At 61.0% G+C, this 26,131-nt stretch carries 19 protein-coding genes; 3 read left to right on the plus strand and 16 right to left on the minus strand.

Translation table 11 applies throughout. The annotated features are described in order from the left end of the window. Nucleotides 1–57: 57 nt before the first annotated feature. From purF to leuC, 14 genes are all read right to left on the minus strand, one after another. A complete protein-coding gene (gene purF / locus ACZZ0K_RS14155) occupies nucleotides 58–1,563 on the minus strand; it encodes an amidophosphoribosyltransferase (protein ID WP_016773943.1) in 1,506 nt (501 codons plus the stop codon). A 41-nt stretch (nucleotides 1,564–1,604) separates the two neighbouring features. Further along, nucleotides 1,605–2,165, minus strand: coding sequence for a CvpA family protein (locus ACZZ0K_RS14160; RefSeq protein ID WP_016773942.1), 561 nt, complete (start codon nucleotides 2,163–2,165; stop codon nucleotides 1,605–1,607). A 98-nt stretch (nucleotides 2,166–2,263) separates the two neighbouring features. Further along, nucleotides 2,264–2,923 (minus strand): SPOR domain-containing protein, encoded by a 660-nt coding sequence (locus ACZZ0K_RS14165; RefSeq protein ID WP_041478538.1) that lies wholly within the window; start codon nucleotides 2,921–2,923, stop codon nucleotides 2,264–2,266. Continuing rightward, nucleotides 2,907–4,214 (minus strand): bifunctional tetrahydrofolate synthase/dihydrofolate synthase, encoded by a 1,308-nt coding sequence (gene folC, locus ACZZ0K_RS14170; RefSeq protein ID WP_252879797.1) that lies wholly within the window; start codon nucleotides 4,212–4,214, stop codon nucleotides 2,907–2,909. The genes ACZZ0K_RS14165 and folC overlap by 17 nt, the downstream gene beginning before the upstream one ends. Beyond that, complete coding sequence (accD, locus tag ACZZ0K_RS14175) at nucleotides 4,211–5,131, minus strand: acetyl-CoA carboxylase, carboxyltransferase subunit beta (protein ID WP_016773939.1); 921 nt, start codon at nucleotides 5,129–5,131, stop codon at nucleotides 4,211–4,213. The genes folC and accD overlap by 4 nt, the downstream gene beginning before the upstream one ends. A 199-nt stretch (nucleotides 5,132–5,330) precedes the next feature. After that, nucleotides 5,331–5,963, minus strand: coding sequence for a phosphoribosylanthranilate isomerase (locus ACZZ0K_RS14180; protein ID WP_024012391.1), 633 nt, complete (start codon nucleotides 5,961–5,963; stop codon nucleotides 5,331–5,333). A gap of 64 nt (nucleotides 5,964–6,027) precedes the next feature. After that, entirely contained in the window at nucleotides 6,028–6,852 is an 825-nt protein-coding gene (gene truA / locus ACZZ0K_RS14185) for a tRNA pseudouridine(38-40) synthase TruA (RefSeq protein WP_016773937.1), read from the minus strand. A 266-nt stretch (nucleotides 6,853–7,118) separates the two neighbouring features. After that, nucleotides 7,119–9,776 (minus strand): motility hub landmark protein FimV, encoded by a 2,658-nt coding sequence (locus tag ACZZ0K_RS14190; protein ID WP_095179495.1) that lies wholly within the window; start codon nucleotides 9,774–9,776, stop codon nucleotides 7,119–7,121. 208 nt (nucleotides 9,777–9,984) lie between these two features. Next, the gene (locus ACZZ0K_RS14195; protein ID WP_258707887.1) at nucleotides 9,985–10,995 is read right to left on the minus strand and encodes an aspartate-semialdehyde dehydrogenase; all 1,011 of its coding nucleotides are present in this window, start codon (nucleotides 10,993–10,995) and stop codon (nucleotides 9,985–9,987) included. A 246-nt stretch (nucleotides 10,996–11,241) separates the two neighbouring features. Beyond that, nucleotides 11,242–12,354: an aspartate-semialdehyde dehydrogenase gene (gene asd / locus ACZZ0K_RS14200; protein WP_016773934.1), complete on the minus strand. Its 1,113-nt coding sequence runs from the start codon at nucleotides 12,352–12,354 to the stop codon at nucleotides 11,242–11,244. A 66-nt stretch (nucleotides 12,355–12,420) separates the two neighbouring features. After that, nucleotides 12,421–13,503 carry a 3-isopropylmalate dehydrogenase gene (gene leuB, locus ACZZ0K_RS14205; RefSeq protein WP_122881552.1) on the minus strand — a complete coding sequence of 361 codons (1,083 nt, stop codon included), beginning with the start codon at nucleotides 13,501–13,503 and terminating at the stop codon, nucleotides 12,421–12,423. 54 nt (nucleotides 13,504–13,557) lie between these two features. Further along, a complete protein-coding gene (locus ACZZ0K_RS14210) occupies nucleotides 13,558–14,325 on the minus strand; it encodes a class I SAM-dependent methyltransferase (RefSeq protein WP_056784380.1) in 768 nt (255 codons plus the stop codon). 143 nt (nucleotides 14,326–14,468) lie between these two features. Continuing rightward, complete coding sequence (leuD, locus tag ACZZ0K_RS14215; protein ID WP_056784378.1) at nucleotides 14,469–15,113, minus strand: 3-isopropylmalate dehydratase small subunit; 645 nt, start codon at nucleotides 15,111–15,113, stop codon at nucleotides 14,469–14,471. A 2-nt stretch (nucleotides 15,114–15,115) separates the two neighbouring features. Further along, nucleotides 15,116–16,546 carry a 3-isopropylmalate dehydratase large subunit gene (gene leuC / locus ACZZ0K_RS14220; RefSeq protein WP_041478531.1) on the minus strand — a complete coding sequence of 477 codons (1,431 nt, stop codon included), beginning with the start codon at nucleotides 16,544–16,546 and terminating at the stop codon, nucleotides 15,116–15,118. A gap of 139 nt (nucleotides 16,547–16,685) precedes the next feature. Between leuC and ACZZ0K_RS14225 the strand changes: the two genes are divergently transcribed. The 3 genes from ACZZ0K_RS14225 to ACZZ0K_RS14235 all read left to right on the plus strand — a co-directional run bounded on the left by ACZZ0K_RS14225 (nucleotide 16,686) and on the right by ACZZ0K_RS14235 (nucleotide 22,704). Next, entirely contained in the window at nucleotides 16,686–17,576 is an 891-nt protein-coding gene (locus ACZZ0K_RS14225) for a LysR family transcriptional regulator (protein ID WP_024012384.1), read from the plus strand. Nucleotides 17,577–17,639: 63 nt separating this feature from the next. Continuing rightward, nucleotides 17,640–20,918 carry a PAS domain S-box protein gene (locus tag ACZZ0K_RS14230; protein WP_024012383.1) on the plus strand — a complete coding sequence of 1,093 codons (3,279 nt, stop codon included), beginning with the start codon at nucleotides 17,640–17,642 and terminating at the stop codon, nucleotides 20,916–20,918. Between the two features lie 94 nt (nucleotides 20,919–21,012). Beyond that, entirely contained in the window at nucleotides 21,013–22,704 is a 1,692-nt protein-coding gene (locus tag ACZZ0K_RS14235) for a molecular chaperone HscC (protein ID WP_150741432.1), read from the plus strand. On the opposite strand, the gene ACZZ0K_RS14240 is transcribed toward ACZZ0K_RS14235, so the two are convergent. Together ACZZ0K_RS14240 and ACZZ0K_RS14245 are read right to left on the minus strand one after the other, a co-directional pair. Next, a complete protein-coding gene (locus ACZZ0K_RS14240; protein ID WP_258707886.1) occupies nucleotides 22,701–25,394 on the minus strand; it encodes a DUF805 domain-containing protein in 2,694 nt (897 codons plus the stop codon). The two genes, ACZZ0K_RS14235 and ACZZ0K_RS14240, sit on opposite strands and share 4 nt — an antisense overlap. Beyond that, a complete protein-coding gene (locus tag ACZZ0K_RS14245; protein ID WP_150635757.1) occupies nucleotides 25,391–26,086 on the minus strand; it encodes a DUF1266 domain-containing protein in 696 nt (231 codons plus the stop codon). The genes ACZZ0K_RS14240 and ACZZ0K_RS14245 overlap by 4 nt, the downstream gene beginning before the upstream one ends. Nucleotides 26,087–26,131: the final 45 nt, after the last annotated feature.

Genomic DNA, 26,131 nt, shown 5'->3' on the forward strand with positions numbered 1-26,131 from the left:
CTGTTCTCGAACAATAAATATCAGATACAAAACCGGCCCCTCAGGGCCGGTGGAAACTCAGTTGTTGTACAGATCGATGATCGCACTGACTGCCTGGGTCTTGACCTTCGAGGCATCGTTGCGCGCCTGCTCGATCTTGTTCAGGTAAGCCTCGTCGACGTCACCGGTCACGTACTTGCCGTCAAACACTGCGCAATCGAAGTGCTCGATCTTGATCTTGCCGCCGCCGACCGCTTCGATCAAGTCAGGCAGATCCTGATAGATCAGCCAGTCTGCACCGATCAGGTCGGCCACGTCCTGAGTCGAACGGTTGTGCGCGATCAGTTCGTGGGCGCTCGGCATGTCGATACCGTACACGTTCGGGAAGCGCACCGCAGGTGCCGCCGAGCAGAAGTAGACGTTTTTCGCGCCGGCTTCGCGGGCCATCTGAATGATCTGCTTGCAGGTGGTGCCGCGCACGATCGAGTCATCGACCAGCATGACGTTCTTGCCACGGAATTCCAGCTCGATGGCATTGAGCTTCTGGCGTACCGACTTCTTGCGCGCAGCCTGGCCCGGCATGATGAAGGTGCGACCGATGTAACGGTTCTTGACGAAACCTTCGCGGAATTTCACGCCCAGGTGATTGGCCAGTTCCAGCGCAGCGGTACGGCTGGTGTCGGGAATCGGGATGACCACGTCGATGTCGTGCTCAGGACGCTCGCGCAGGATCTTCTCGGCAAGCTTCTCGCCCATGCGCAGACGTGCTTTGTACACCGACACGCCGTCGATGATCGAGTCCGGACGCGCGAGGTAGACGTGTTCGAAAATGCACGGCGTCAGCGACGGGTTGGTTGCGCACTGACGGGTGTGCAGCTTGCCGTCTTCAGTGATGTAGACCGCTTCACCCGGCGCGAGGTCGCGAATCAGGGTAAAACCGAGCACGTCCAGCGAAACGCTTTCCGAGGCGATCATGTACTCGACGCCTTCGTCGGTGTGACGCTGGCCAAACACGATCGGGCGGATGCCGTGCGGATCGCGGAAACCGACGATGCCGTAACCGGTGACCATCGCCACCACGGCGTAACCACCAACGCAACGGTTGTGCACGTCGGTCACGGCGGCGAACACGTCTTCTTCGGTCGGCTGCAGCTTGCCGCGCTGGGCCAGCTCGTGGGCGAACACGTTGAGCAGCACTTCCGAGTCGGAGCTGGTGTTGACGTGACGCAGATCGGATTCGTAGATCTCTTTGGCCAACTGTTCAACGTTGGTCAGGTTACCGTTGTGCGCCAGAGTGATGCCGTACGGCGAGTTGACGTAGAACGGCTGGGCTTCGGCCGACGTCGAGCTGCCGGCAGTCGGGTAACGGACGTGGCCGATACCCATGTGGCCGACCAGACGCTGCATGTGACGCTGCTGGAACACGTCACGCACCAGGCCATTATCCTTGCGCAGGAACAACCGGCCATCATGGCTGGTCACGATACCGGCAGCGTCCTGGCCGCGGTGCTGGAGCACGGTTAGCGCGTCATACAGCGCCTGATTGACGTTCGACTTACCGACGATACCGACGATGCCACACATGCGACGCAACCCCTACTTAATGGATCTGAACTGAACAACACTCACTGAGGCGTTTTCGCCGTCGGCAAGAGCTGCTCCTTGAACGGAATCTCAGCGGGTACGCTGATTCCGCTGGCAAGCCACTGACTGCTCCACCCCAGTATCAGGTTTTTGGACCAGTCGGCGACCAATAGAAACTTGGGCACGAGCTGTGATTCTTTCCACCACCCGTCCTGCTGTACCGGCCCCAGGCTCAACAGCCCGACCGCCACGACCACCAGCAACACGCCACGCGCTGCGCCGAAGGCCATGCCGAGGAATCGATCGGTCCCGGACAACCCGGTGACGCGAACCAACTCGCCGATAAGATAATTGATCATTGCGCCCACGATCAGTGTGGCGACAAACATGATGGCACAGCCCGCGATCACGCGAGCCGATGGGGTTTCGATGTATCCGGCGAGGTACTCGGACAGTGAGCCACCAAACATCCAGGCAACCGCTCCTGCGATGATCCAGGTCAGCAGCGATAAAGCTTCCTTTACGAAGCCGCGGCTCAGACTGATCAAAGCGGAGATGGCGATGATTGCAACGATCGCCCAGTCAACCCAGGTAAATGGCACAGTGCAGCCTACAGACGGATAAGGCGGCGCATTTTAGCAGAGCGCATGGCTGTCGGTAAGCTGCGATTGTCAGTGCTTTTCAATCGAAGTGATAGATTTCAGCCACGTTCAGGCTGAAAACGGACAACGAAGCCCTTGAGGTTCTGCTGACGACTCAGCAGATCACGCAAACGATCGGCCTCGGCACGCTCGATCAGCGGACCGACGAACACCCGATTCTTGCCATCGGCAGAACGAATGTAGGCGTTATAGCCCTGGCTGCGCAGGTTCTTCTGCAGGCTTTCGGCGCTGGCGCGGCTCGACAGACTGGCCAGTTGCACCGACCAGCTCACCGACAGACCGTTGGCATCGACGCGGCTCTGCGTGGTATCCGGCTTGCTCGTTGCGGATGTGATCGGCTGAGCCGGCGCCGGAATCGGCTTGGCCACCGGTGGCGGCGTTGCCGGACGGGCTATCTGCGCAGGGATGGTCGGTGCTGGCGCAGCCGGTGCAGCCGGGGCCGCAGGCACCGCTTCTTCAGCGACCTCTTCGTCCGTTGGCACAGGCTCTTGCGGCAAGGCTTGCGGCTCGGGCACAGCCACCGGGTCAATTTGCACCTGCGGCATGGCCGAAGGCTGAGGCGCAGCCGGGGCCTCGACGGTCACCTGACGCTGCTCGTCCTGGCGGGAAAACAGCATCGGCAGGAAGATCACCGCCAGCGCCACCAGCACCAGCGCGCCAACCATGCGCTGCTTGTACGCTTTATCCAGCAAAGCCATTTGCCGCTTCCTCCGTGGAGCGCCGGGCCAGCCATTCAAGGGCCTCGGCGACACAATAAAATGATCCGAACAAGAGAATCTCGTCGTCGCTGGTTGCTATAGCGCACTGCCCTTCCAGAGCGGCCGCAACGCTGGCATAGGACGTTACTGAAGCACCAAGGTTCTGCAGCGCTGCCTCAAGTTCAGCCACCGGACGCGCGCGCGGCGAATCCAGCGGCGCGACAGCCCAATGCGCGACACTAGCATTCAATTCGCCAACAACACCATCCAGATCCTTGTCCGCCAGCAGGCCGAATACCGCCAGGCGCTTGCCCGCCGGGGGCCGCGCAGCCAGACGCCGAGCGAGATATTCAGCGGCATGAGGATTGTGACCAACATCCAGCAATATGTTCAGGCGCTTGCCGTTCCATTCGAACGAACGACGATCGAGGCGTCCGACCACGCGCGTCGCCTGCAACGCCGCGACAATCTGTTCGGCATTCCACGGCAAACCTGTCAGCAGATAGGCTTGCAGCGCCAGCGCGGCGTTTTCCATCGGCAGATCGAGGAGCGGCAAGTCGCGCAACTCGACCACTTGGCCCAGGGCATCGGTGCCGCGCCATTGCCAGTGCTGGTCAGTGATGCCGAGATCGAAATCGCGTCCACGCAGGAAGAACGGGCAGGCCAGTTCGTGCGCCTTGTCGAGCAGTGGTTGCGGAGGATTCAGGTCGCCACACAGAGCTGGCTTGCCCTGGCGGAAAATTCCGGCCTTCTCGAAGGCCACGGATTCGCGGGTATCGCCCAGATAATCGGCGTGATCGACGCCAATGCTGGTGACCAGCGCAATATCGGCATCCACCACATTGACGGTATCCAGACGCCCGCCCAACCCGACCTCAAGCACCACAGCGTCAAGCGCCGCCTGCTGGAACAGCCAGAACGCTGCCAGAGTGCCCATTTCGAAGTAAGTCAGGGAAGTCTCGCCGCGGCCCGCCTCGACCGCAGCAAAGGCTTCGCAGAGCTGCGCGTCAGTGGCTTCGACGCCGTTGAGCTGCACCCGCTCGTTGTAACGCAGCAGGTGCGGAGAATTGTAGACACCAACGCTCAGGCCCTGCGCACGCAGCAATGAAGCCACGAACGCGCAGGTCGAACCCTTGCCGTTGGTGCCGGTGACCGTGATCACCCGAGGCGCCGGCTGGCCCAGCCCCATGCGGGACGCTACCTGTTGCGAACGCTCCAGGCCCATGTCGATGGCCGACGGATGCAACTGCTCAAGGTAGGCGAGCCATTCACCAAGGGTGCGCTGGGTCATACGTTGGCAGGCACCGGCGGCACCACGATCGGTTCGATCGGCGCGGCGACGAACTTCGGCGTCGGCTTGCCGGTCATCTGTGCCAGCAGGTTACCCAGACGCGGACGCAATTCCTGACGGTGAATGATCATGTCGATCGCGCCGTGCTCCAGCAGGAACTCGCTGCGCTGGAAGCCTTCCGGCAGTTTCTCGCGCACGGTCTGCTCGATTACCCGCGGACCGGCGAAGCCGATCAGGGCTTTCGGTTCGCCAACAATGACGTCGCCAAGCATCGCCAGACTGGCGGAAACGCCGCCGTAGACCGGGTCGGTCAGTACGGAGATGAACGGAATGCCTTCTTCACGCAGACGCGCCAGTACGGCCGAAGTCTTGGCCATCTGCATCAGCGAGATCAGCGCTTCCTGCATGCGTGCACCACCGGAGGCGGCGAAGCAGATCATCGGGCAGCGGTTTTCCAGTGCGTAGTTGGCAGCGCGAACGAAGCGCTCACCGACGATGGCGCCCATGGAACCGCCCATGAAGTTGAATTCGAATGCCGAAACCACTACCGGCATGCCCAGCAAGGTACCGCTGACCGAGATCAGCGCATCTTTCTCGCCGGTCTGCTTCTGCGCAGCGACCAAGCGGTCCTTGTACTTCTTGCCGTCGCGGAATTTCAGACGGTCAACCGGCTCCAGGTCAGCACCCAGTTCGTTGCGGCCTTCCGGGTCGAGGAAAATGTCGATGCGCGCACGTGCGCCGATGCGCATGTGATGGTTGCACTTGGGGCAAACGTCCAGGGTCTTTTCCAGCTCCGGACGGTACAACACCGCCTCGCAGGACGGGCATTTGTGCCACAGACCTTCAGGCACCGAGCTCTTCTTGACCTCCGAGCGCATGATCGAAGGGATCAGTTTGTCTACTAACCAGTTGCTCATGCTTTCTTTCTCCAGTACCGGCGGCCCGAACGCTCTGGTTCGCAGCCCCGCGTATGCCCTTGAGCTAAATTCATGTGTGTGGCGATGGTTGCCGAACAGTGGCGGTCAGCGCGGAACATGACCTGCGTACGATCCAGCAACCCTCAGCCGCGCCTGCTTTGTGCAAGTGCATTGATGGACGGCGGCAGACTGCCAGCCGTCACATCGACGATGTATTGCCGCGCACCGCGTTGATGAATGCGCGAATCTTGTGGTGATCCTTGATGCCTTTGCTCGCTTCTACCCCGCCGCTGACATCCACCGCGTAGGGCTTGACCCGTGCTACCGCGTCGGCAACGTTCTCCGGCGTCAGGCCGCCGGCCAGAATCAGCGGCTTGCTCAAGTGTTGCGGAATCAGTGACCAGTCAAACGCCTCGCCGGTTCCACCGGGCACCCCTTCGACATAGGTGTCGAGCAGTACGCCACTGGCGCCGGGGAAGGCATCGCAGGCAGCGGCAATGTCATCGCCAGCCTTGACCCGCAGCGCTTTGATGTACGGACGATGCCAGCCTTCGCACTCCTGCGCACTTTCGTCGCCATGGAACTGCAGCAGATCAAGCGGCACCGCATCGAGGATTTCTCCCAGCTCGCAACGACTGGCGTTGACGAACAGCCCCACGGTGGTGACGAACGGCGGCAACGCCTTGATGATCGCCCTTGCCTGCTGCACATTCACTGCACGCGGGCTCTTGGCGTAAAACACCAGACCGATCGCATCGGCACCGGCTTCGACGGCGGCCAGTGCATCTTCGATGCGGGTAATGCCACAGATCTTGCTGCGAACAGCTGACATGTCAGGAAAACCTCAAGGCAAAATCCGAAAACGTCCCGGATGGTAACAAAAGCGTCCGAGGGCGTCAGCCGTCAAGTTCGGAGAAACCCGTAAGGAAATGTGGCCCGATAAAGCGCTCGGGCAACGGGAATTCGTCGTGATACTCGACCTGCACCAGATAGAGCCCATATGGATGCGCCGTCACCCCGCCGGAGCGACGCTCGCGACTCTCCAGCACTTCTTTCATCCACTCCACCGGGCGCTCCCCGGCACCGATGGTCATCAGCACACCGGCAATATTGCGCACCATGTGATGCAGGAACGCGTTGGCACGAATGTCGAGCACGATCATCTTGCCGTGACGGGTCACGCGCAGGTGATGCATCTTCTTGATCGGCGACTTGGCCTGGCACTGACCGGCCCGGAACGCGCTGAAATCGTGGGTACCGATCAGGTACTGCGCGGCCTCGGCCATACGCTCGGCGTCGAGCGGACGGTGATTCCAGGTGATTTCTTCATTGAGGTGCGCCGGGCGGATCTGATCGTTGTAGATCACATAGCGATAACGCCGGGCAATGGCTTTGAAGCGCGCATGAAAATGCGCCGGCATGACCCTGGCCCAACTGACGCTGATGTCGTGGGGCAGATTGATGTTGGCGCCCATGACCCAGGCTTTCAGCGAGCGATCAACCTGGGTGTCAAAGTGCACCACTTGGCCGCAGGCATGCACGCCGGCATCGGTACGCCCGGCGCATTGCAGGGAAACCGGCGAATTGGCGACTTTCGACAGGGCTTTTTCAAGCTCTTCCTGCACAGTCGCCACTCCGGTCAGCTGCCGTTGCCAGCCGCTGTAGCGCGAGCCTTTGTACTCAACGCCCAGCGCGACGCGGTAAAAGCCGTCGGGCGCCATTTCGGCGACCGGGTTATCTATGTTTGCCAAGGTGGGACAGCCTGCTGATTTGCAAAGGCGGGCATTATAAGGCGGTGGGCCGGGGATGCCAGAGTTCTCTATCGGCAGTACCGCCCCCTTCGCGAGCAGGCTCGCTCCCACATTTGCAATGCGCCCCCCTGTGGGAGCGAGCCTGCTCGCGAAAGCAATCGATCAAACACCGCCGAATCCGGTACAAACAAAAACGGCAGCCCCACCGGGCTGCCGCTTGTTGTTTACCGCTGAACTTACGCCAGGTTGGAAAGCATTTCCTTGGCCTCGCCCCGCTGCTTCTCGTCACCCTCGGTCAACACTTCGTTGAGGATGTCACGCGCACCGTCAGCGTCGCCCATGTCGATGTAAGCCTGGGCCAGATCGAGTTTGGTCGCTGCTTCGTCTGTGCCGGCGAGAAAGTCGAAATCATCTTCACCCAGGTCATCACCCAACGCTGCGTCCGCTTCGGTGAAGCTCGGTTCAGCCATGCTTTGCGACAGGCGATCCAGCTCGGCATTGACGTCGTCGAGCTCGGCCGCGAAGGCGTCCGGCTCGGCGGCTGGGTTGGTGTCCATTTCGTCGGCCAGCGACAGGTCGAAATCGGCTGGGAGTTCCAGATCGTCCTGCGGCACGTCAGCAACTACCGGCGTCTCGACCGGCGGCAAGTCCTTCACGCCGTCGTCCAGATCCAGCAGGAAGTCATCTTCAGCCAACGTGGCCGGCGATGGTTCGGCGCCCAGATCCATGTCCAGATCGAAGTCCGACAGATCGTCGAGATTGTCTTTCATCTCGGTCTGCTCTTGCAGCACCGAGGCGAAACTCAGATCGTCTTCAGCCGGAAATGCGTCGAGCTCGACAGGCGCTTCTGGCTCGACCGCTGGCGCAGGATCGACCGGGGTGATGTTGTCGAGGTCGTCCAGGCTCAAATCGAACGCGGTGTCGAGATCGTCAGCGGCAGCCTCGGGCGCTTGCGGCTCGTCTTGCAGCAATTCCTTGACGTACTGCGCGTCCAGTTCGGCAGCGACGGCGGCAGCTGCCAGCCCACCGGCAGCGACCACAGCCATGGCCGGGAAGCGGCTTTTCAGCGCTTCGACCTTGGCGAAGTTATCGCCATTGGCCACCAGTTGACGCTCTTGCGCAACGAACGCATCGCGGTCGCCCTGCTGACCGTAGACTTCCATCAGCTTCAGGCGCAGATCGCTGCGTTCCGGCTCAAGGCTGACGCCCTCTTCCAGCAGCGCAGCGGCCTGATTAAGGCGGCCGGCATTGATGTGCGATTGCGCTTTGTCGAGCACATCATCAGAGCGTTCGCCGGCCGGGGCCACCAGTGGTGCGGCAATCGGCGCCGCCATCACCACCGGAGTGACGACCGGTGCAGGGGCTGGCGCAGGTGCCGGAGCTGGCGTGTTGAGCTTGACGCTGGCTGCCGGGGTTTCCAGGCCGGAGAAGCTGCTTTCCGGCAGATCCTGCTCAGCGGAGAACTCTTGCTCTTCAGCCAGAGCGCGGGCCATGCGCAGGTGCTTTTCGGCTTCCTGCTGGGCTTTGCGACGGCGCGCCAGCAGCAACAGCAGAAGCAGCAGAACCACCGCACCGCCGCCAATCAGGCCGAGCAGAATCGGATTGGTCAGCAGTTCATTGAAGGCTTTGTCGTCATCGGCGGCAGCAGGCGTGGTTTCGACCACCGGCTCGACGACCGGCTCAACCGGGGTTTCCGCTGGCGGCGCGATGGCCGACTCTGGAGTCGGTGAAGCCGCTGCGGCGTCGGCCGGGGTGGCTGGCGGTGTTGCGGCCAGTTCCGCAGTGATCGCCGGCACCGGCGGCACAGCAGCAGTGGCGCCAGGCGCAGCGCCGGCGCCGTCGGCCTGCATCTTCGCCAGTTGATTGTTCTTCAGCTCGATCAGCTTTTGCAGCTTGTCCAGCTGGCTCTGCAGATCAGCCATGCGGCTTTTCAGTTCCTCGTTGTCACGACGGGTCGTGTCGAGGTTTTCCTGAGTGATTGCCAGTTTGTTGCTCAGCGCCTTGGCGTCGCCCGCCGGGCCTTTAGCGCCGGGCTTGGCGCTTTCCGCCGAGACCAGGCTCAGATTGTCCTGGGTGTTGGCCGCTGCACCGGTATTGCCACGGCCACGATTGGTCGCATCCAGCTGCTGCTGACCGGTGCCAGGCTTGCCTACGTAACGACGGCCCTGGCGCCAGGCTTCGTTCTGCGCCGCCACTTCAGCGATGGCAGCCGACTGCGGCAGCGCTGTGCTTTGTACCGGGTCAGGCAGACGCAGCACCTGGCCGGTTTTCAGACGGTTTATGTTGCCGTCGATAAAGGCATTCGGATTGAGCGCCTGAATCGCCAGCATGGTCTGCTGCACCGAGCCACCGTTGCGCGCCTTCGCGGCGATTTCCCACAGGGTGTCGCGCGGCGTGGTGGTGTATTGATTGCGATGGGTGGCGCCAGTGGTTGGCGCGGTGATGGTCTGCGACGGCGCCGGTTGCGCGGCGGCGTCTGCGGTCTGCGGCGAGAATTTCGACGGATCGAGCAGCACGCTGTAATCACGCAACAAGCGGCCATTGGGCCACATCACCTGCACGAGGAACTTCACCATCGGTTCCGACAGCGGTTGGCTCGAGGTCACGCGCAACACGCTTTTGCCGCTGGCGTTGAGTACCGGGGTGAACGTCAGGTCATTGAGAAAAGCCTGACGATCAACGCCAGCCTTGGCGAAATCTTCAGGGGAAGCCAGGCTCGGCACCACCTCGGCAGCGGTGAGATCCTTGACGTCGAGCAGCTCGATTTCAGCCACCAACGGCTGGTTCAGGGTCGACTTCAGGGTCAGCTCCCCGAGCCCGAGGGCATGCGCCATACCGGAGGACAGCGCCGAGGCGGCCGCTATTGCTAACACCAGTTTGCGAACTTGAACCATAGCCTCATCCTTTGTTTGAACGTTCCTCGGCCAGCGAGAAGCTTTTGAATACCGCTGCCGTAAGGCATTGCGCGCGACGACGGGGTCGCCGCGCGCGATCATTTCGGTGCTGCCCCGGAAAGTCCCGGAGGGTGACTCGTCATCGACGCGCTTCGGGCAAGCATAGCGCTCACCTAGAATCAGTCGACAAATTGTTGCCAAGTATCTTTTACAGCAGGTCTTTTATCAACAACTCAGCCAGTTGCACGGCGTTGAGCGCCGCGCCTTTGCGTACGTTATCTGACGTCAGCCAAAGATTTAGTTCCGCCGGGTCGTCGACGCCCGTGCGCACGCGACCGACGTAGACCACGTCCTGCCCCACCGCATCGCCGACCGCGGTCGGATAATCGCCGGCCTCGACCAGCTCGATGCCCGGTGCAGCCTCGAGCGCGGAGTTGACCTTTTCCAGGTCAACAGCGCTGCCTGACTGCAAGGTCACGCTAAAGCTATCGCCAAAAAACACCGGGGCTTGAACGCAAGTGGCAGAAATCTTCAATAAAGGTTTCGCCAGGACCTGGCGCAGCTCTCGAACCAATCGTTTTTCCAGCAGCGTGTGGCCTTGCGCATCCGGCGTACCGACTTGTGCCAGCAGGTTGAAGGCCATCTGCCGGTCGAAGAACGTCGGTTCCAGCGGACGCATGTTGAGCAGCTCGGCGGTCTGCCGCGCGAGCTCGGTGACCGCCTCGCGGCCTTGCGCCGAAACGGCCAGATTGGCGGTGACGTTGACGTATTGCAGATCGAGCAGATCGAGCAGCGGCGCCAGCACCACCGCAAGCGTCGTAGCAGACGGGCTTGGGCTGCTGACCTGGAATGGGCTTTTCAGACTGACGAGAATATCGGCATTGGCCTCGGGCACCACTTGTGGCGCCTGATCGGCGGGCAAGGCGCCGGACAAGTCGATCAACGAGCAACCGGCAGCATGGGCGCGAGCGGCGTAGCTCAGCGACACCGCAGCGCCGGCGGCGAAGAACACCAGTCTGACCTTGCTGAAATCGAACTCGTCGACCTCGCGCACGCGGACGTTTTTGTTGCGGAACAGCACCGAGCTGCCGGCCGATTCACTGCTGGCCAGCAGGTGCAGGTTGCCGACCGGGAAGTCGCGTTCTTCGAGAATCTGTACGAGGGTTTCGCCGACAGTACCGGTGGCGCCGATAACGGCGATATCGAAAGTCTGGGTCATGGAGCTACCTCTGGCAAAACGGGGGAGCGGCACTTTACCGGGTGGGTGGCGCACAGGCAATTTCTGCCCGTACCGATCGTTCCCACGCTCTGCGTGGGAATGTCTCAACGGACGCTCCGCGTTCTGCTTTGGAAGGGACGCAGAGCGTCCCGGGATGCATTCCCACGCGGAGCATGGGAACGATCATTGCGCATAAAAAAACCCGCACCTCTTTCAAGGCACGGGCTTCTTCATTGCTTCAAGCGATCAACGCTCGAGCAGGATTCGCAGCATGCGGCGCAGCGGTTCGGCCGCACCCCACAGCAGCTGGTCGCCGACGGTGAAGGCGCCGACGAATTGCGAACCCATGTTCAGCTTGCGCAGACGACCGACCGGTACATTCAGGGTGCCGGTGACCTTGGTCGGGCTCAGCTCCTGCATGCTGATCTCGCGGTTGTTCGGTACCAGCTTGACCCAAGGGTTGTGCTGGCTGATCAGCCCTTCGATATCAGCGATCGGTACGTCCTTGTTCAGCTTGATGGTCAGCGCCTGGCTGTGGCAGCGCATGGCGCCGATGCGCACGCAGATGCCGTCGACCGGGATCGGGCTCTTGAAGCGACCGAGAATCTTGTTGGTCTCGGCCTGGGCCTTCCACTCTTCGCGGCTCTGGCCGTTCGGCAGTTCCTTGTCGATCCATGGGATCAGGCTGCCGGCCAGCGGTACGCCGAAGTTTTCGGTCGGGTACGCGTCGCTGCGCATGGCTTCGGCCACGCGACGGTCGATGTCGAGGATCGCGCTGGCCGGATCGGCCAGTTGATCGGCGACAGCGGCGTGGGTCGCGCCCATCTGCTTGATCAGTTCACGCATGTTCTGCGCGCCGGCACCGGAGGCCGCCTGATAGGTCATGGCGCTCATCCACTCGACCAGACCGGCCTCGAACAGACCGCCCAGGCCCATCAGCATCAGGCTGACGGTGCAGTTGCCGCCGATGTAGTTCTTGGTACCCGCGTCCAGCTGCTGGTCGATGACCTTGCGGTTGACCGGGTCGAGAATGATCACCGCGTCATCGTTCATGCGCAGGCTCGACGCCGCGTCGATCCAGTAACCCTGCCAGCCGGCTTCACGCAGCTTGGGGAATACTTCGCTGGTGTAGTCGCCGCCTTGGCAGGTCAGGATCACGTCGAGGGTCTTCAGCTCGTCAATGCTGTAAGCATCCTTGAGCGGAGCAATGTCCTTGCCCACGGACGGGCCTTGGCCACCGACATTGGACGTGGTGAAAAACACCGGCTCGATAAGATCGAAATCCTGCTCTTCCAGCATCCGCTGCATGAGCACGGAACCGACCATCCCGCGCCAACCGATCAGACCTACACGTTTCATCGCAACTACACCTTCTTGAAAAGTGGGCCGCTGCTTTGTATTGAATTTCGCAGCGGGCCCGAGAGATTACAGATTCCGCAGCGCGGCGACTACTGCGTCGCCCATTTCCTGCGTACCGACTTTGGTACAACCGACCGAGTGGATGTCGCCGGTGCGCAAGCCCTGATCGAGCACGACACTGACGGCTTTTTCGATGGCATCGGCAGCGTTGTGCAGATTGAAGCTGTAACGCAGCATCATCGATACCGACAGGATCGTCGCCAGCGGGTTGGCAATGCCTTTACCGGCAATGTCCGGGGCCGAACCGTGGCACGGCTCGTACATGCCCTTGTTATTGGAGTCTAGGGAGGCCGAAGGCAGCATGCCGATCGAGCCGGTGAGCATCGACGCTTCGTCGGAGAGGATGTCGCCGAACATGTTGTCGGTGACGATCACGTCGAACTGCTTGGGTGCGCGCACCAACTGCATGGCGGCGTTATCGACGTACATGTGGCTCAGTTCGACTTCCGGGTAATCCTTGGCCACTTGCTCGACCACTTCACGCCACAACTGACTGGACGCCAGGACGTTGGCCTTGTCCACCGAGCAGAGCTTCTTGCCACGAACCATGGCCATGTCGAAACCCACACGGGCGATGCGGCGAATTTCGCTTTCGCTGTACGGCAGCGTGTCGTAGGACTGACGCTCGCCGTTGTCCAGCGTACGGGTGCCACGCGGCGCGCCGAAGTAAATGCCGCCGGTCAGCTCACGGACAATGAGGATGTCCAGACCGGCAACGATTTCCGGTTTCAGGCTCGACGCGTCGGCCAGTTGCGGATAGAGGATCGCCGGGCGCAGGTTGCCGAACAGGCCCAGTTGCGCGCGGATTTTCAGCAGACCGCGCTCAGGGCGGATGTCACGCTCGATGGTGTCCCATTTCGGGCCACCGACCGCGCCCAGAAGCACGGCGTCGGCGGCGCGGGCGCGATCAAGGGTTTCGTCGGCCAGCGGCACGCCATGCTTGTCGATGGCCGCGCCGCCGATCACGTCGTGGCTCAGCTCGAAGCCCAGGCTGTACTTGTCATTGGCCAATTCCAGCACCTTGACCGCTTCGGCCATGATTTCCGGACCAATACCGTCACCCGGGAGAATCAGAATCTGCTTGCTCATGCTTTCCTCGTGTCTTCAAGCGGTGCGCCAGTGAACGGCGCGCCGGGAAAATTCCTATCGCTCGGCCATCAGTACGATCACATCGGTACTGAACGAGCCGTCGGCATCTATCTCAAAATACTCACGCACTTCGTTGCCCATCGACTGCTGCAACTGGCGGATCGCCGCGCGCATCACGTCAGGTGTGCGCATGCGCTCGACCCAGCTGCTGTACTCCAGACGCAGGCGCTGCCGGGTGGTACTGCGCACATGCAGACCGGCCTCGCTGACCTGGCGCAGCCACTCGGCGGCGGAGTAGTCGCGGACATGGCTGGTGTCGCGCAGCACTTCAACGCTTTGCAGGTAAGTGTCGAACAACGCACTGCCCGGTGACAACACATCAACGAACGCTGCCACCCCGCCCGGCTTCAGCACCCGGCGCACTTCGCGCAAGGCGAGACCGAGGTCGCTCCAGTGATGCGCCGAGTACCGGCTAAACACAAAATCGAACTCGCCATCAACGAACGGCAAGCGCTCGGCAGCGCCGTTGACAGTAATGATGTTGTTCAAGCCGCGATCAACGGCAGCGCCGGCAACCACATCAAGCATTTGCTGCGACAGGTCGTAAGCCACCACTTCCTTGACCAATGGAGCGACGTGGAAACTGACATGGCCTGCGCCGCAACCCAAGTCCAGCAAACGAGCCTCGCCCTGCCCGGCCAGCTCAGCCTGTAGCAATGCGAATTCGGTGCCTTGAGCGTGCACGGCGCTGCTCAGGTAGGCGGCGGCCTGTTCACCGAATTGCTTTTGTACGACCTGAGTGTGTTGGGCGGTGCTGGTCATGGGGACATCCTGTTCAATTTTGCGTTGCTTTGCAGGGTCCTATCGCTGGCAAGCCAGCTCCCGCAGGTTTTGTGAACTGCGCAAATCCCTGTGGGAGCTGGCTTGCCAGCGATGGGGTCAGCCCCGACTACATCAATTTCGAATCACACGTCGCGGAACAACCACGGCTGGCTAACCCGATGCTTGGCCTCGAACGTCGCAATAGCATCGCCGTCCTGCAAGGTCAGGCCGATATCGTCCAGACCATTGAGCAGGCAGTGCTTGCGGAACGCATCGATCTCGAAGCTGTACACCTTGCCATCCGGGCGGGTCACGGTCTGCGCCTGCAAGTCGATCTGCAATTGATAACCCGGCTCGGCTTCAACCTGCTTAAACAGTTCATCAACTTCTGCATCGCTGAGAATGATCGGCAGCAGGCCGTTCTTGAAACTGTTGTTGAAGAAGATGTCGGCGTAACTCGGCGCGATGATGCTGCGGAAACCGTACTCTTCCAGCGCCCACGGCGCGTGTTCACGGCTCGAGCCGCAGCCGAAGTTCTCGCGGGCGAGCAATACGCTGGCACCCTGATAACGCTCGGCGTTGAGGACGAAATCCTTGTTCAGCGGGCGCTTGGAGTTGTCCTGGTACGGCTGGCCGACATCCAGATAACGCCACTCGTCGAACAGGTTCGGACCAAAACCGGTGCGCTTGATCGACTTCAAGAACTGCTTGGGAATGATCTGATCGGTGTCGACGTTGGCACGATCCAAAGGCGCGACAAGACCAGTGTGCTGAGTAAATGCCTTCATCTTTACTGTGCTCCTTGGATCAATTCACGAACATCGATGAAACGGCCGTTCACTGCTGCTGCCGCCGCCATGGCCGGGCTGACCAGGTGGGTACGGCCACCGGCGCCCTGACGGCCTTCGAAGTTACGGTTGGAAGTCGAGGCGCAATGCTCGCCGGACTCCAAACGGTCCGGGTTCATTGCCAGGCACATCGAGCAACCCGGCTCGCGCCATTCGAAACCGGCCTCGAGGAAAATCTTGTCGAGTCCTTCAGCTTCAGCCTGCGCCTTGACCAGACCCGAGCCCGGCACGACGATCGCCTGCTTGATGGTCGAGGCGACCTTGCGGCCCTTGGCGATGACCGCAGCAGCGCGCAAGTCTTCGATGCGCGAGTTGGTGCAGGAACCGATGAATACGCGATCAAGCTGAATGTCGGTGATCGCCTGATTGGCGGTCAGACCCATGTATTTCAAGGCGCGAACGATCGAGTCGCGCTTGACCAGATCCATTTCCTTGGCCGGGTCCGGCACATTCTGATCAACAGCCAAAACCATCTCAGGCGAAGTGCCCCAGCTGACTTGCGGCTTGATCTGCGCGGCGTCCAACTCGACCACGGTGTCGAATTTGGCATCGGCGTCGGAGACCAGATCTTTCCAGGCTTCGACGGCCATGTCCCACTGCTCGCCCTTCGGCGCGAATGGACGACCTTTGACGTAGTCGATGGTCTTCTGATCTGCCGCCACCAGGCCCACGCGGGCGCCGGCTTCGATGGACATGTTGCAGATGGTCATGCGGCCTTCGACGGACAGATCGCGGATCGCGCTGCCGGCAAACTCGATGGCATGGCCGTTACCGCCGGCGGTGCCGATCTTGCCGATCACCGCAAGGACAATGTCCTTGGCGGTCACGCCGAACGGCAATTGGCCTTCGACGCGCACCAGCATGTTTTTCATTTTTTTGGCGACCAGGCACTGGGTGGCGAGCACGTGCTCGACCTCAGATGTACCGATACCGTGGGCCAATGCCCCGAATGCGCCGTGGGTCGAAGTGTGCGAGTCACCGCAGACCACGGTCATGCCCGGCAAGGTCGCGCCCTGCTCCGGGCTGATCACGTGAACGATGCCCTGACGGACGTCGTTCATCTTGAATTCGACGATGCCGTATTCATCGCAGTTGTCGTCGAGGGTCTGCACCTGCAAACGCGAAACCTGGTCGGCAATGGCTTCGATGCCGCCCTTGCGCTCCGGAGTGGTCGGTACGTTGTGGTCCGGGGTCGCAATGTTGGCATCGATGCGCCAAGGCTTGCGCCCGGCCAGACGCAAGCCTTCGAAAGCTTGCGGCGAAGTCACTTCGTGGATGATGTGACGATCGATGTAGATCAGCGCCGAGCCATCGTCGCGCTGCTTGACCAAATGCGAATCCCAGAGCTTGTCGTAGAGCGTTTTGCCGGCCATCAGACGGTTCCTCATCAGCTTGTTTCTATGCCCTGGGCTTATCAATAACCCTTTGGCTTGTGAGGCCGATCCTATGGGGTTAGATTAAATAACTCAAATTCATATTTTTTATGCTTTGGATAACCAACTGGAATGCGACATGGATCTGGCTAACCTGAATGCTTTTATTGCCATCGCCGAGACCGGCAGCTTCTCCGGCGCCGGCGAACGCCTTCATCTGACACAACCGGCGATCAGCAAGCGCATCGCCGGGCTTGAGCAGCAATTGAAGGTACGCCTGTTTGATCGACTGGGTCGCGAAGTCGGTCTGACCGAGGCGGGTCGCGCCCTGCTGCCAAGGGCTTATCAGATTCTCAATGTGCTCGACGACACCCGCCGCGCCCTGACCAACCTGACCGGCGAGGTCAGCGGCCGCCTGACGCTGGCCACCAGTCACCACATCGGCCTGCATCGCTTGCCGCCTCTATTAAGGGAGTTCACCCGCCGCTACCCACAGGTTGCGCTGGATATTCAGTTCCTTGATTCGGAAGTGGCCTACGAGGAAATTCTCCACGGCCGCGCAGAACTGGCGGTCATCACCCTCGCGCCAGAGCCGCATACCCTGGTCAAAGCCACGCCGGTGTGGGACGACCCGCTGGATTTCGTCGTCGCCCCGGAACACTCACTGATCAACAACGGCGCCGTCAGTCTGGCGGACATCGCCGGCCATCCGGCGGTTTTCCCCGGCGGCAACACGTTTACCCACCACATCGTCCAGCGTTTGTTCGAAGCTCAGGGCCTGACGCCGAACATCGCCATGAGCACCAACTATCTGGAAACCATCAAGATGATGGTCTCCATCGGCCTGGCCTGGAGCGTGCTGCCGCGCACCATGCTCGACGAACAAGTGGCAAGCATCGCATTGCCGGGCATACAGCTCACTCGCCAGCTAGGCTATATCTTGCACACCGAACGGACGCTATCGAATGCAGCACGCGCCTTCATGGCCCTGCTGGATGCACAAATCGATCGGCCAGGGATCCCGGCCTGACTTGTGCTACTCCTATAGAGCCGCTCCTGTGCCTCACGCCACTCAGCTCAAGGCCCGCTGACAATGCCGAAATCTGTTGACCGAACTCCGCCGATGCCGCGAATCCAGGCTGTCGATCCGCGCCATTCCGAGCAGAGCTGGGAAAGCGCGCCGCAATTGCTCGCCGCGCTCAACGGCGCGCGGCTCGGTGCCTGGTATTGGGACATCGAACGTGGGCAGATCAGCTGGTCACGGGGCACTCAGGCGTTATTCGGTTTCGATCCACGGCAGCCATTACCTGCCGACCTGGAATACCTCGACCTGTTGCCGCCGGAAGACCGCGCGAAAACCGTGCGCGCCTTCCACGCGGTGATCGCCGGCGCCCCGCTGGAGCAGGCGATGCATCACCGTATTCGCTGGCCCGACGGCAGCCTGCACTGGCTGGAGATCAGCGGCAGCCTGCTGCCGGACAAGAACGGCCGGCCCCGAATGATCGGGGTGATTCGCGAAATCACCCACCAACGCCAGCGCGAGCAGGCCCTGAGCAGCTCGGAGAAACGTTTCGCGACACTTTTCCACCTATGCCCGAACATGGTTCTGCTGACCCGTCAGGATGACGGTCTGATCAGCGAGGCCAACCAGTATTTCGAAAGCCTGTTCGGCTGGCCGGTGCAAAGCGCAATCGGCCGCACCACCCTGGAACTGGGCTTGTGGGTGCATCCCGAGCAACGCGCCGAACTGGTGAAGAAAACCAAAGCCAAGGGCGAGCTGATCAGCATGGAAGTGCAGTTCCGCGCCAGCAATGGCCAGGTGCACGACGGCATCCTCAGCGCGCAGAAGGTCGAGCTAGAAGGCCAGCCCTATCTGCTCAGCACCTTCCTCGACACTACCGAACGCAAAGCCGCCGAACTGGCCTTGAAGGACAGCCAGGAACGCCTCGACCTGGCGCTGGATTCGGCGCAACTCGGCACCTGGGACTGGCACATCCCCAGCGGCATGCTTTACGGCTCGGCGCGCGCTGCGCAATTGCACGGGCTGGAGCCGATTCCATTCCATGAATCATTCGAGGAGTTTTTCGAAGGCGTGCCGGGCGAGGAACGCGACAGCATGCGCGACGCCTACCGCAGCCTGCGCGAAGGCCCCGCCGGCAATTATCAACTGACCTATCGCGTGCAGTTGCCCGACGGCAGCTCGCGCTATCTGGAAAGCCGCGCGCGTCTCTATCGCGACGACAACGGCGCGCCGCTGCGCATGGCCGGCACGTTGCTGGACATCACCGATCAGGTCGAGCGCGAGCAGCGGCTGGTAGCCTCGGAAGAGAAATTCGCCACGCTGTTTCAGGTCAGCCCCGATCCGATCTGCGTGACGCGCCAGGAAACCGGGGAGTTCATCGAGATCAATTCGAGCTTCAGCCAGACTTTTGGCTGGAGTGCCGCCGATGTGATTGGCCACACCGCCGAGGAAATCGGCCTGTGGGACGCCTCGGCAAAGAGCCTGCAACGCATCGAACGAGTGATCCGCGAACAGGGCCTGAGCAACGTGGCCATTCTCGTCCAGCACAAGGACGGCCAGTCGCTGACCTGCGTGATTTCCAGCCGGCAGATCAGCGTCGGCGACCAGCCGTGCATCGTCACCACCCTGCGCGACATCACCCAGCAACAACGCTCGGAAGCGGCGCTGAAGGCTAGCGAAGAAAAGTTCGCCAAGGCGTTTCACTCCAGCCCTGACGCCATCACCATCACCGAGCGCGACACCGGGCGTTATCTGGAGGTCAACGACGGTTTCTGTCGCCTCACCGGCTACCGCGCCGACGAAGTGGTGGGCAAAACCGTTTATCAGGTGGGGATCTGGGCCGAAGAGAAACAGCGCTCGACCTTACTCGCCGAGTTGCAGATCAAGGGCCGCGTGCATCATCAGGAAATGCTCGGGCGCAACAAGCGCGGCGAGTTGCTCACGGTGGAAGTTTCGGTCGAGCCGATCACCCTCAATGAAACCGCCTGCCTGCTGCTGACCGCGCGCGACGTCAGCCTGTTGAAGAACGCCGAAGCGCAGATTCGTCACCTGGCCTATCACGACCCGCTGACCAACCTGCCCAACCGCGCCTTGCTGATGGATCGCCTGAGTCAGCAGATCGCCCTGCTCAAGCGCCACAATCTGCGCGGCGCCTTGCTGTTTCTCGACCTCGACCACTTCAAGCACATCAACGATTCCCTCGGTCACCCGGTCGGCGACACCGTGCTGAAAATCATCACCGCGCGGCTCGAAGCCAGCGTGCGCATGGAAGACACGGTAGCGCGCCTCGGTGGCGATGAGTTCGTGGTGTTGCTCAGCGGCCTCGAAGGTTCGCGCAGTGAAGTCAGCGAACAAGTGCGCGCGCTGGCCGACACCATTCGCGAATTACTTTCGGAGCCGATGTTCCTCGATGGCCAGCGCCTGCAAGTGACGCCGAGCATTGGCGTGGCGCTGATTCCCGATCACGGTTCGACCCCGACCGACCTGCTCAAACGCGCCGACATCGCCCTGTACCGGGCCAAGGATTCCGGGCGCAATACCACGCAGATGTATCACAACACCATGCAGAAAGCGGCCAGCGAACGCCTGCGCATGGAGACCGACCTACGCTTGGCGCTGTCGCGCGGCGAGTTCAACGTGCACTTCCAGCCGCAAGTCGATGCCCGCGACAACCGCATCATCGGCGCCGAAGCCCTGGTACGCTGGAACCATCCTGAACTTGGCGCGCAATCGCCTACCGAGTTCATCAAGGTGCTGGAAGATAGCGGCCTGATTCTCGAAGTCGGCACCTGGATCCTCGATGAAGCCTGCAACGCGTTCAAACAATTGATCGCACTGAAACTCGTCGACCCGCTGAATTTCAGCCTGTGCGTGAACATCAGCCCGAGGCAGTTCCGCCAGAACGATTTCGTCGAACGCATCGAACACAGCATGACCAGCCACGGCCTGCCCTGCTCGCTACTGAAACTGGAAATCACCGAAGGCATCGTCATTCAGAATCTGGAAGACACCATCAGCAAAATGCGCCGGCTGAAAAAGCTCGGCGTGAGCTTCGCCATGGACGATTTCGGCACCGGTTATTCATCGCTGACGTATTTGAAGCGGCTACCGGTAGACACCCTGAAGATCGACCAGTCGTTCATCCGCGATGCAACCACTGACTCCAATGTCGCAGAGATCATCCGCGCAATTGTTGCGATGGCGCGCAGCCTTGAGCTGGAAGTCATTGCCGAAGGCGTGGAGACGCCCGCGCAACTGGCATTTTTGCAGGGGCTGGAATGCCATCTGTATCAGGGTTATCTGCACAGCCGGCCGGTGGGGTTGGAGGATCTGAAAAAACTGCTGCCCTGAATCGGCGGTCGCACAGACTGGCAACAGAGCAACAATTGCCACGGTTTGCGTCAGCCTGTAGGGTCGCGTTTTTTGCGCCGCTTCGAGATCAACCATGCAGGATGCATCCCTTCCCCGCCCGGCCCTGCTGGGCATCGACCTTGGCACCACCAACAGCCTGATCGCCGTCTGGCGTGAAGGCCGCGCCGAACTGATTCCTAACGCCCTCGGCGATGTGCTGACACCGTCGGTGGTCAGCCTTGATGAAGACGACACGATTCTGGTCGGCAAAGCCGCCCGCGCCCGCCTGACCACGCACCCGGAACGCACTGCCGCCGCGTTCAAACGCTTCATGGGCAGCGACAGGCAAATCCAGCTCGGCTCTCGCCAGTTCAGCCCGGAAGAGTTGTCGGCGCTGGTACTTGGCTCACTCAAGCAGGACGCGGAGGCCTTTCTCGGCCAAGCGGTCACAGAAGCGGTCATTTCCGTACCGGCATATTTCAGTGACGAGCAGCGCAAGCGTACCTTGTTCGCCGCCGAACTGGCCGGGCTGTCCGTGACGCGCCTGATCAACGAACCGACCGCTGCCGCCATGGCGTACGGCCTGCACGAACAGAAGTTCGAACGCACGCTGATTTTCGATCTCGGCGGCGGCACATTCGACGTCACCGTGCTCGAATACGCATTGCCGCTGATTGAAGTGCATGCCTCCACTGGCGACAACTTTCTCGGCGGCGAAGACTTCACCGCCGCCCTGTTGCAGGCCTGCCTGAAACATTGGCAACTCACACCCTCAACGATCGATGCACAAGCCATGGCCAGCCTCGGTGATGCCCTCGAACAGCTGAAATGCAAACTCGGCGAAGGCGCACAGCAGTTGAGCTGGCGGCATGCCGAGCAGACATTCGAATGGGAACTGGATGAAGCCGCTGCAGTAAAAATATGGGAGCCGTTGCTGGCCCGCTTGCGCGCGCCAATCGAACAGGCTCTGCGCGATGCCCGACTGAAACCGCGCGACCTCGACAGCCTGGTGCTGGTCGGTGGCGCCACGCGCATGCCGGCGGTACAGCAAATGGTCGCCACGTTGTTTGGACGCCTGCCTTATCGGCATCTTGATCCAGACACTATCGTGGCGCTGGGGGCGGCGACGCAGGCGGCATGCAAGGCGCGGGATGGTGCGGTCGAGGAATTGATTCTGACCGATGTCTGCCCGTATACGCTGGGGATTTCGACCAATCGTGGCGAAGGCGTCAGTGGCGCGTTCTCGCCGATCATCGAGCGCAACACGGTGATTCCAACGTCACGGGTGCAGCGTTACTCGACGACGTTTGCGCAACAGACTGAAATCCGTATCGCGGTGTATCAAGGGGAACGCCCGTGGGTACGCGACAATATTTTCATCGATTCTTTCGACATCCAGTTCACCCCTAGTGAGCAACTGCAGAGTCTCGATGTGCGTTTCAGCTATGACATCAACGGCCTGCTGGAAGTAGACGTCACGCTTCTGGAAACCGGCGAACGTTACGGCCACAGCATCGACCGCAGCCCGACCGGACTGGATGAACAGGCGCGCAGAGACAGCCATGCCCGGCTCGCGACGCTCAAAGTCCACCCTCGCGACGCCCTGCCCAACCGCACCCTGCTCGCACGTCTGGAGCGAGCATGGATGCAAAGTCTGGGCGACGAGCGCGCGCGCATTGCCGAGTGGATGGATACCTTCAACACCGTGCTTGCCGGCCAGCAACCCGGCGCAATCGCCAGCCACCGCTCAGCGCTGAATGATGCGCTGGATCAGATGCGTCTTTAGCCGTTCAGTCGCCGCAGAGCCGCCTGCAATCCGCCGGACAACATATCTGCCCCACCGTCCGGCGGCACGCCGTAGCGATTGGGCAGTTTGTCTCCTGGAAAACCGAAGAGCACCAGCGGCAGGAATGGCAGAAACGGCGACAATCCAAGAAATATCAGCAGTGTCGGTATGCCCCGGCCCATATCGTGCAACCGCCGTAGCACTGCCGCGAACAACAGCAGTACGCCAAGCAAAAAGATGACCATCCCGCCAATCGTCGTGCCCGTTATCAGCCCGGCTATCGGTGTGACCACCACGCATCCCAGGACCTGAGCGATAAAAGCCTTGCGCCCCAGCCGTGATCCGAGGCGCCAAAAAGCTTTCGCTGGTACTGGCTGGACATCACTGTTGGCTAACAGCAACCGCTCCGACCACGACAGCAACGCGCAAAGTGCCAAGCGCAAACCGACGCTGTTCTGCACGTCATCCTTACCCTGCTGCAGTTGCCGCAATACTCGCGTTTTCGGCACACCGGCAGCGCCGTAGCGAATCAAGCTCTTGAGCGCATCCAGCGCCTCATAGGCCAATAGTTTGTCGACACCGAAATCCGTCAACACCTTGCGCGGTGGCCACACCGGTTCGCCCTTGATCAGACCGTCGCGAAAGCCTTCGAACCAGTCATCCTCGCAACTGACCGCTTCAATCGACTGCAACAACGCCTGGTGTTGCTCGACGCTCAGGCCTGGATCGTGGTAGAGCACGCCCCAGAACATCAACAAGCCCAAGAGGTCGTCACCGCACGCCGCACGGTCACTTTCGACGCAGGTGTAAAGCAGGGCATTGGCGGGCAGCCTGGCGCTATCGAGGGCCTGCTCCACGCTGAATAATTGTTGCACCAGCAAACCGTGCACAGGATCGTCACCCTGCAGCCAGCCGAGCAAACCGGCGCCATCGCCCTGCTCACGCAGCAAGCGCCGCAATAGCGGCTGCAGTCGGCTCAAAGGATGCGCAGGATTGAACGGCAAACGCTCCAGACACTGCGCATCAATCAATTGCAACCAGCGCTCGGGTTGTTCCAGCAATGCCAGCAAAAACACGGTTTGAGCGTGCCAATCCCAGATCGCCGTTCCCAACCCGATCGGCGGCAAACCTGTCGCGCGCCGATTCAACTGGAGCATGAGATCAAGCTCCGAGAGGTCATTGCCGTCTTTGACCGCACTCAGCTCGAACGCGTCGGCAATGCGTGCAAGCGCCGTGTCGCTATAGGGCCGCAAGCGCTGCAACCACAGACGACAAACCTTGTGCAGCGTACCTTCGGACAACGCGAGCGGCAATTGCGGTGAAAGTGTTTGCGAGTCAGTGAAAGCGCTCATGGCCTGCGCAACAGGCGCCTTGGCCAGCCAATGCAGATGTTGCCTGGCCTGATACTTCAGGCCGCTCAAAACCAGGCATTCCAGCGCATCCACCGGCAGCGGTTCGTCGACAATCTGCTGCAACAAGGCCGAATCACCACGATGCAGCGCCCAGGCGTGCCGGTACAGACGCAGCAAACGGCTGTCGTGGTTTTCGCCGATCAACTGCGCGAGCAATGGCAGCTCGTCGCCCGCCATGCGCCAATCAACAAAGCTTTGCGCCAGTGCATCAAGCTTGAGCCGTCCGACACCCAACCAACGCGTCAAGGTCTCGGGCCGCTGTGACGGACTGCCATACACCTGGCACTCAGCACCCAGCTCGTCCGGCCAAACGGCGCAGTCCTCCAGACGATCGAACGCCTGAATCAGCAACGGCAGAAAGGTCGGCTGACGCTTGGCACACAGCTCCAGCAAGCGACTCTCTGCCGCGGGATGGCGATGTTCGCTCCAGAGCCGAATCCAGCATGGAAACGCTTGATCGTCGTGCCCCAACAGACTGTACTGACACGCCAGCAGGTACAGCCAGTCGACGTTATCCGGCGCGGCATCGTGCTGTTCGGCACAGCACTGTAGGAACGTCGGCGCGCCCATCCCCGCTTGGGTGAACTGCACCAGCAGACGCTTGAGGTACGCGGCATCGTTGGGCAACGGCAAGCACGTGTGCCGACTGGCGAACTCGGCGAACTCGTGAAGCGGACGCTGAGTAAAGATGAAATCGAGGCTACGGGCATACCACAGCGACTCGGTCTGTGCCGGCTCTGACCAAGCGCTCATCAGATCCGTGTCGAACGGGTCGGGCGTCTTGATGCGCTGCAAAAAGCCTTCTACCGCTTGCGCATCGTCGAATGCCAGGTCCAACAATTGCTGATCCCAGGCCATGCGCTGCGCCAACAGATTCGCACAACGGTAGGACAACGGACCGCAGCCGGACAGTCGGTGGTACAAGCCCCAGTTGAGGTCATCGAAAACCTCCAGTGACAAGTCATCCAGCGTCCGGACGAATGCCTGCCACGCCGCGTGATTGAAGCGTCGCGCGGGATCATCCAGCAGCGCACAGAAATCCAGGAAAGCTTGAGGCGCCCGAACGACATTGGCTTGTGCAGCGTCAATCTCGTCTTCAGCCTCTTCCTGCTGCTCTTCACGGGCCAGACGCAGGGCACTCTCGTAGGCCATGCGCAGCGCCTGAAAACCTTCCGGGTCGGTTTCCGGATGGTGCGCCGGCAAACGGGCGCGATAGGCGCTGCGAATCAGGGTTTCGTCAGTAGTCGGTTCAATGCCCAGTCGAATCCAGCAACTCATGACCAGTCGAACTCCCCAAGCGATGCCGGACGAGACGGCGGATCAATATCCATGTGCCAAGGCAGATCGGCGAGAAAGTGTGGAATGTTTTGCGCAAGGCCTCGGGCAATCCTGGTGTTGAAAGCGCTGGTGCCCTCACGACTCATCTCGACCGCCAGTTCATCATCGCTTTTGCTCATGCAGCACCAAAAAGTTCGTCCCACCAGAAAGCCGTTGAAATAAGCCATCCAGCTGCCGTAATGAAACTGCGCCCTCAACGCCAGACGACTGTGCAACCAGTTGCTCTCGGCCAGATCGATCCATTGATTACGCACGGCGCAGCGCAAAAGAAAGCCCATCCGGCCGTAATCCCAGGACAGAATGCCGCCGGGACCACAGCTGCCGAAGGTACGGCTGGCAAATTCATGCAGGACGCGCTCGCGCGGGTTCAGCTCATTGAGCAACGACTGCCATTCACTCGGCAGGCATCGCTGCCAGGCCAGATAGGCCCCGCTGAGGTGCTTGGCATGGCCGTCGTCGGTCATCCATCCGAGCATGTCGAACAACTGTCGGCGATCATCGATACCCCAACTTTCCTTGAGGTTGATGTAACGATCGTTGCAGAACGCCGGGTCGTCATACCCGGCGCCGGTGTTGAGCGCGGCCATTGGTGCGGACAACGCGCACAGCCAGCGCTGTTGAATCTCGTCCATGAAAAAAGGCTCCAGGCCGACCGCTGGGAAATGGGGGCCGGCAAA

The organism is Pseudomonas sp. AC255 (genome assembly GCF_979258175.1).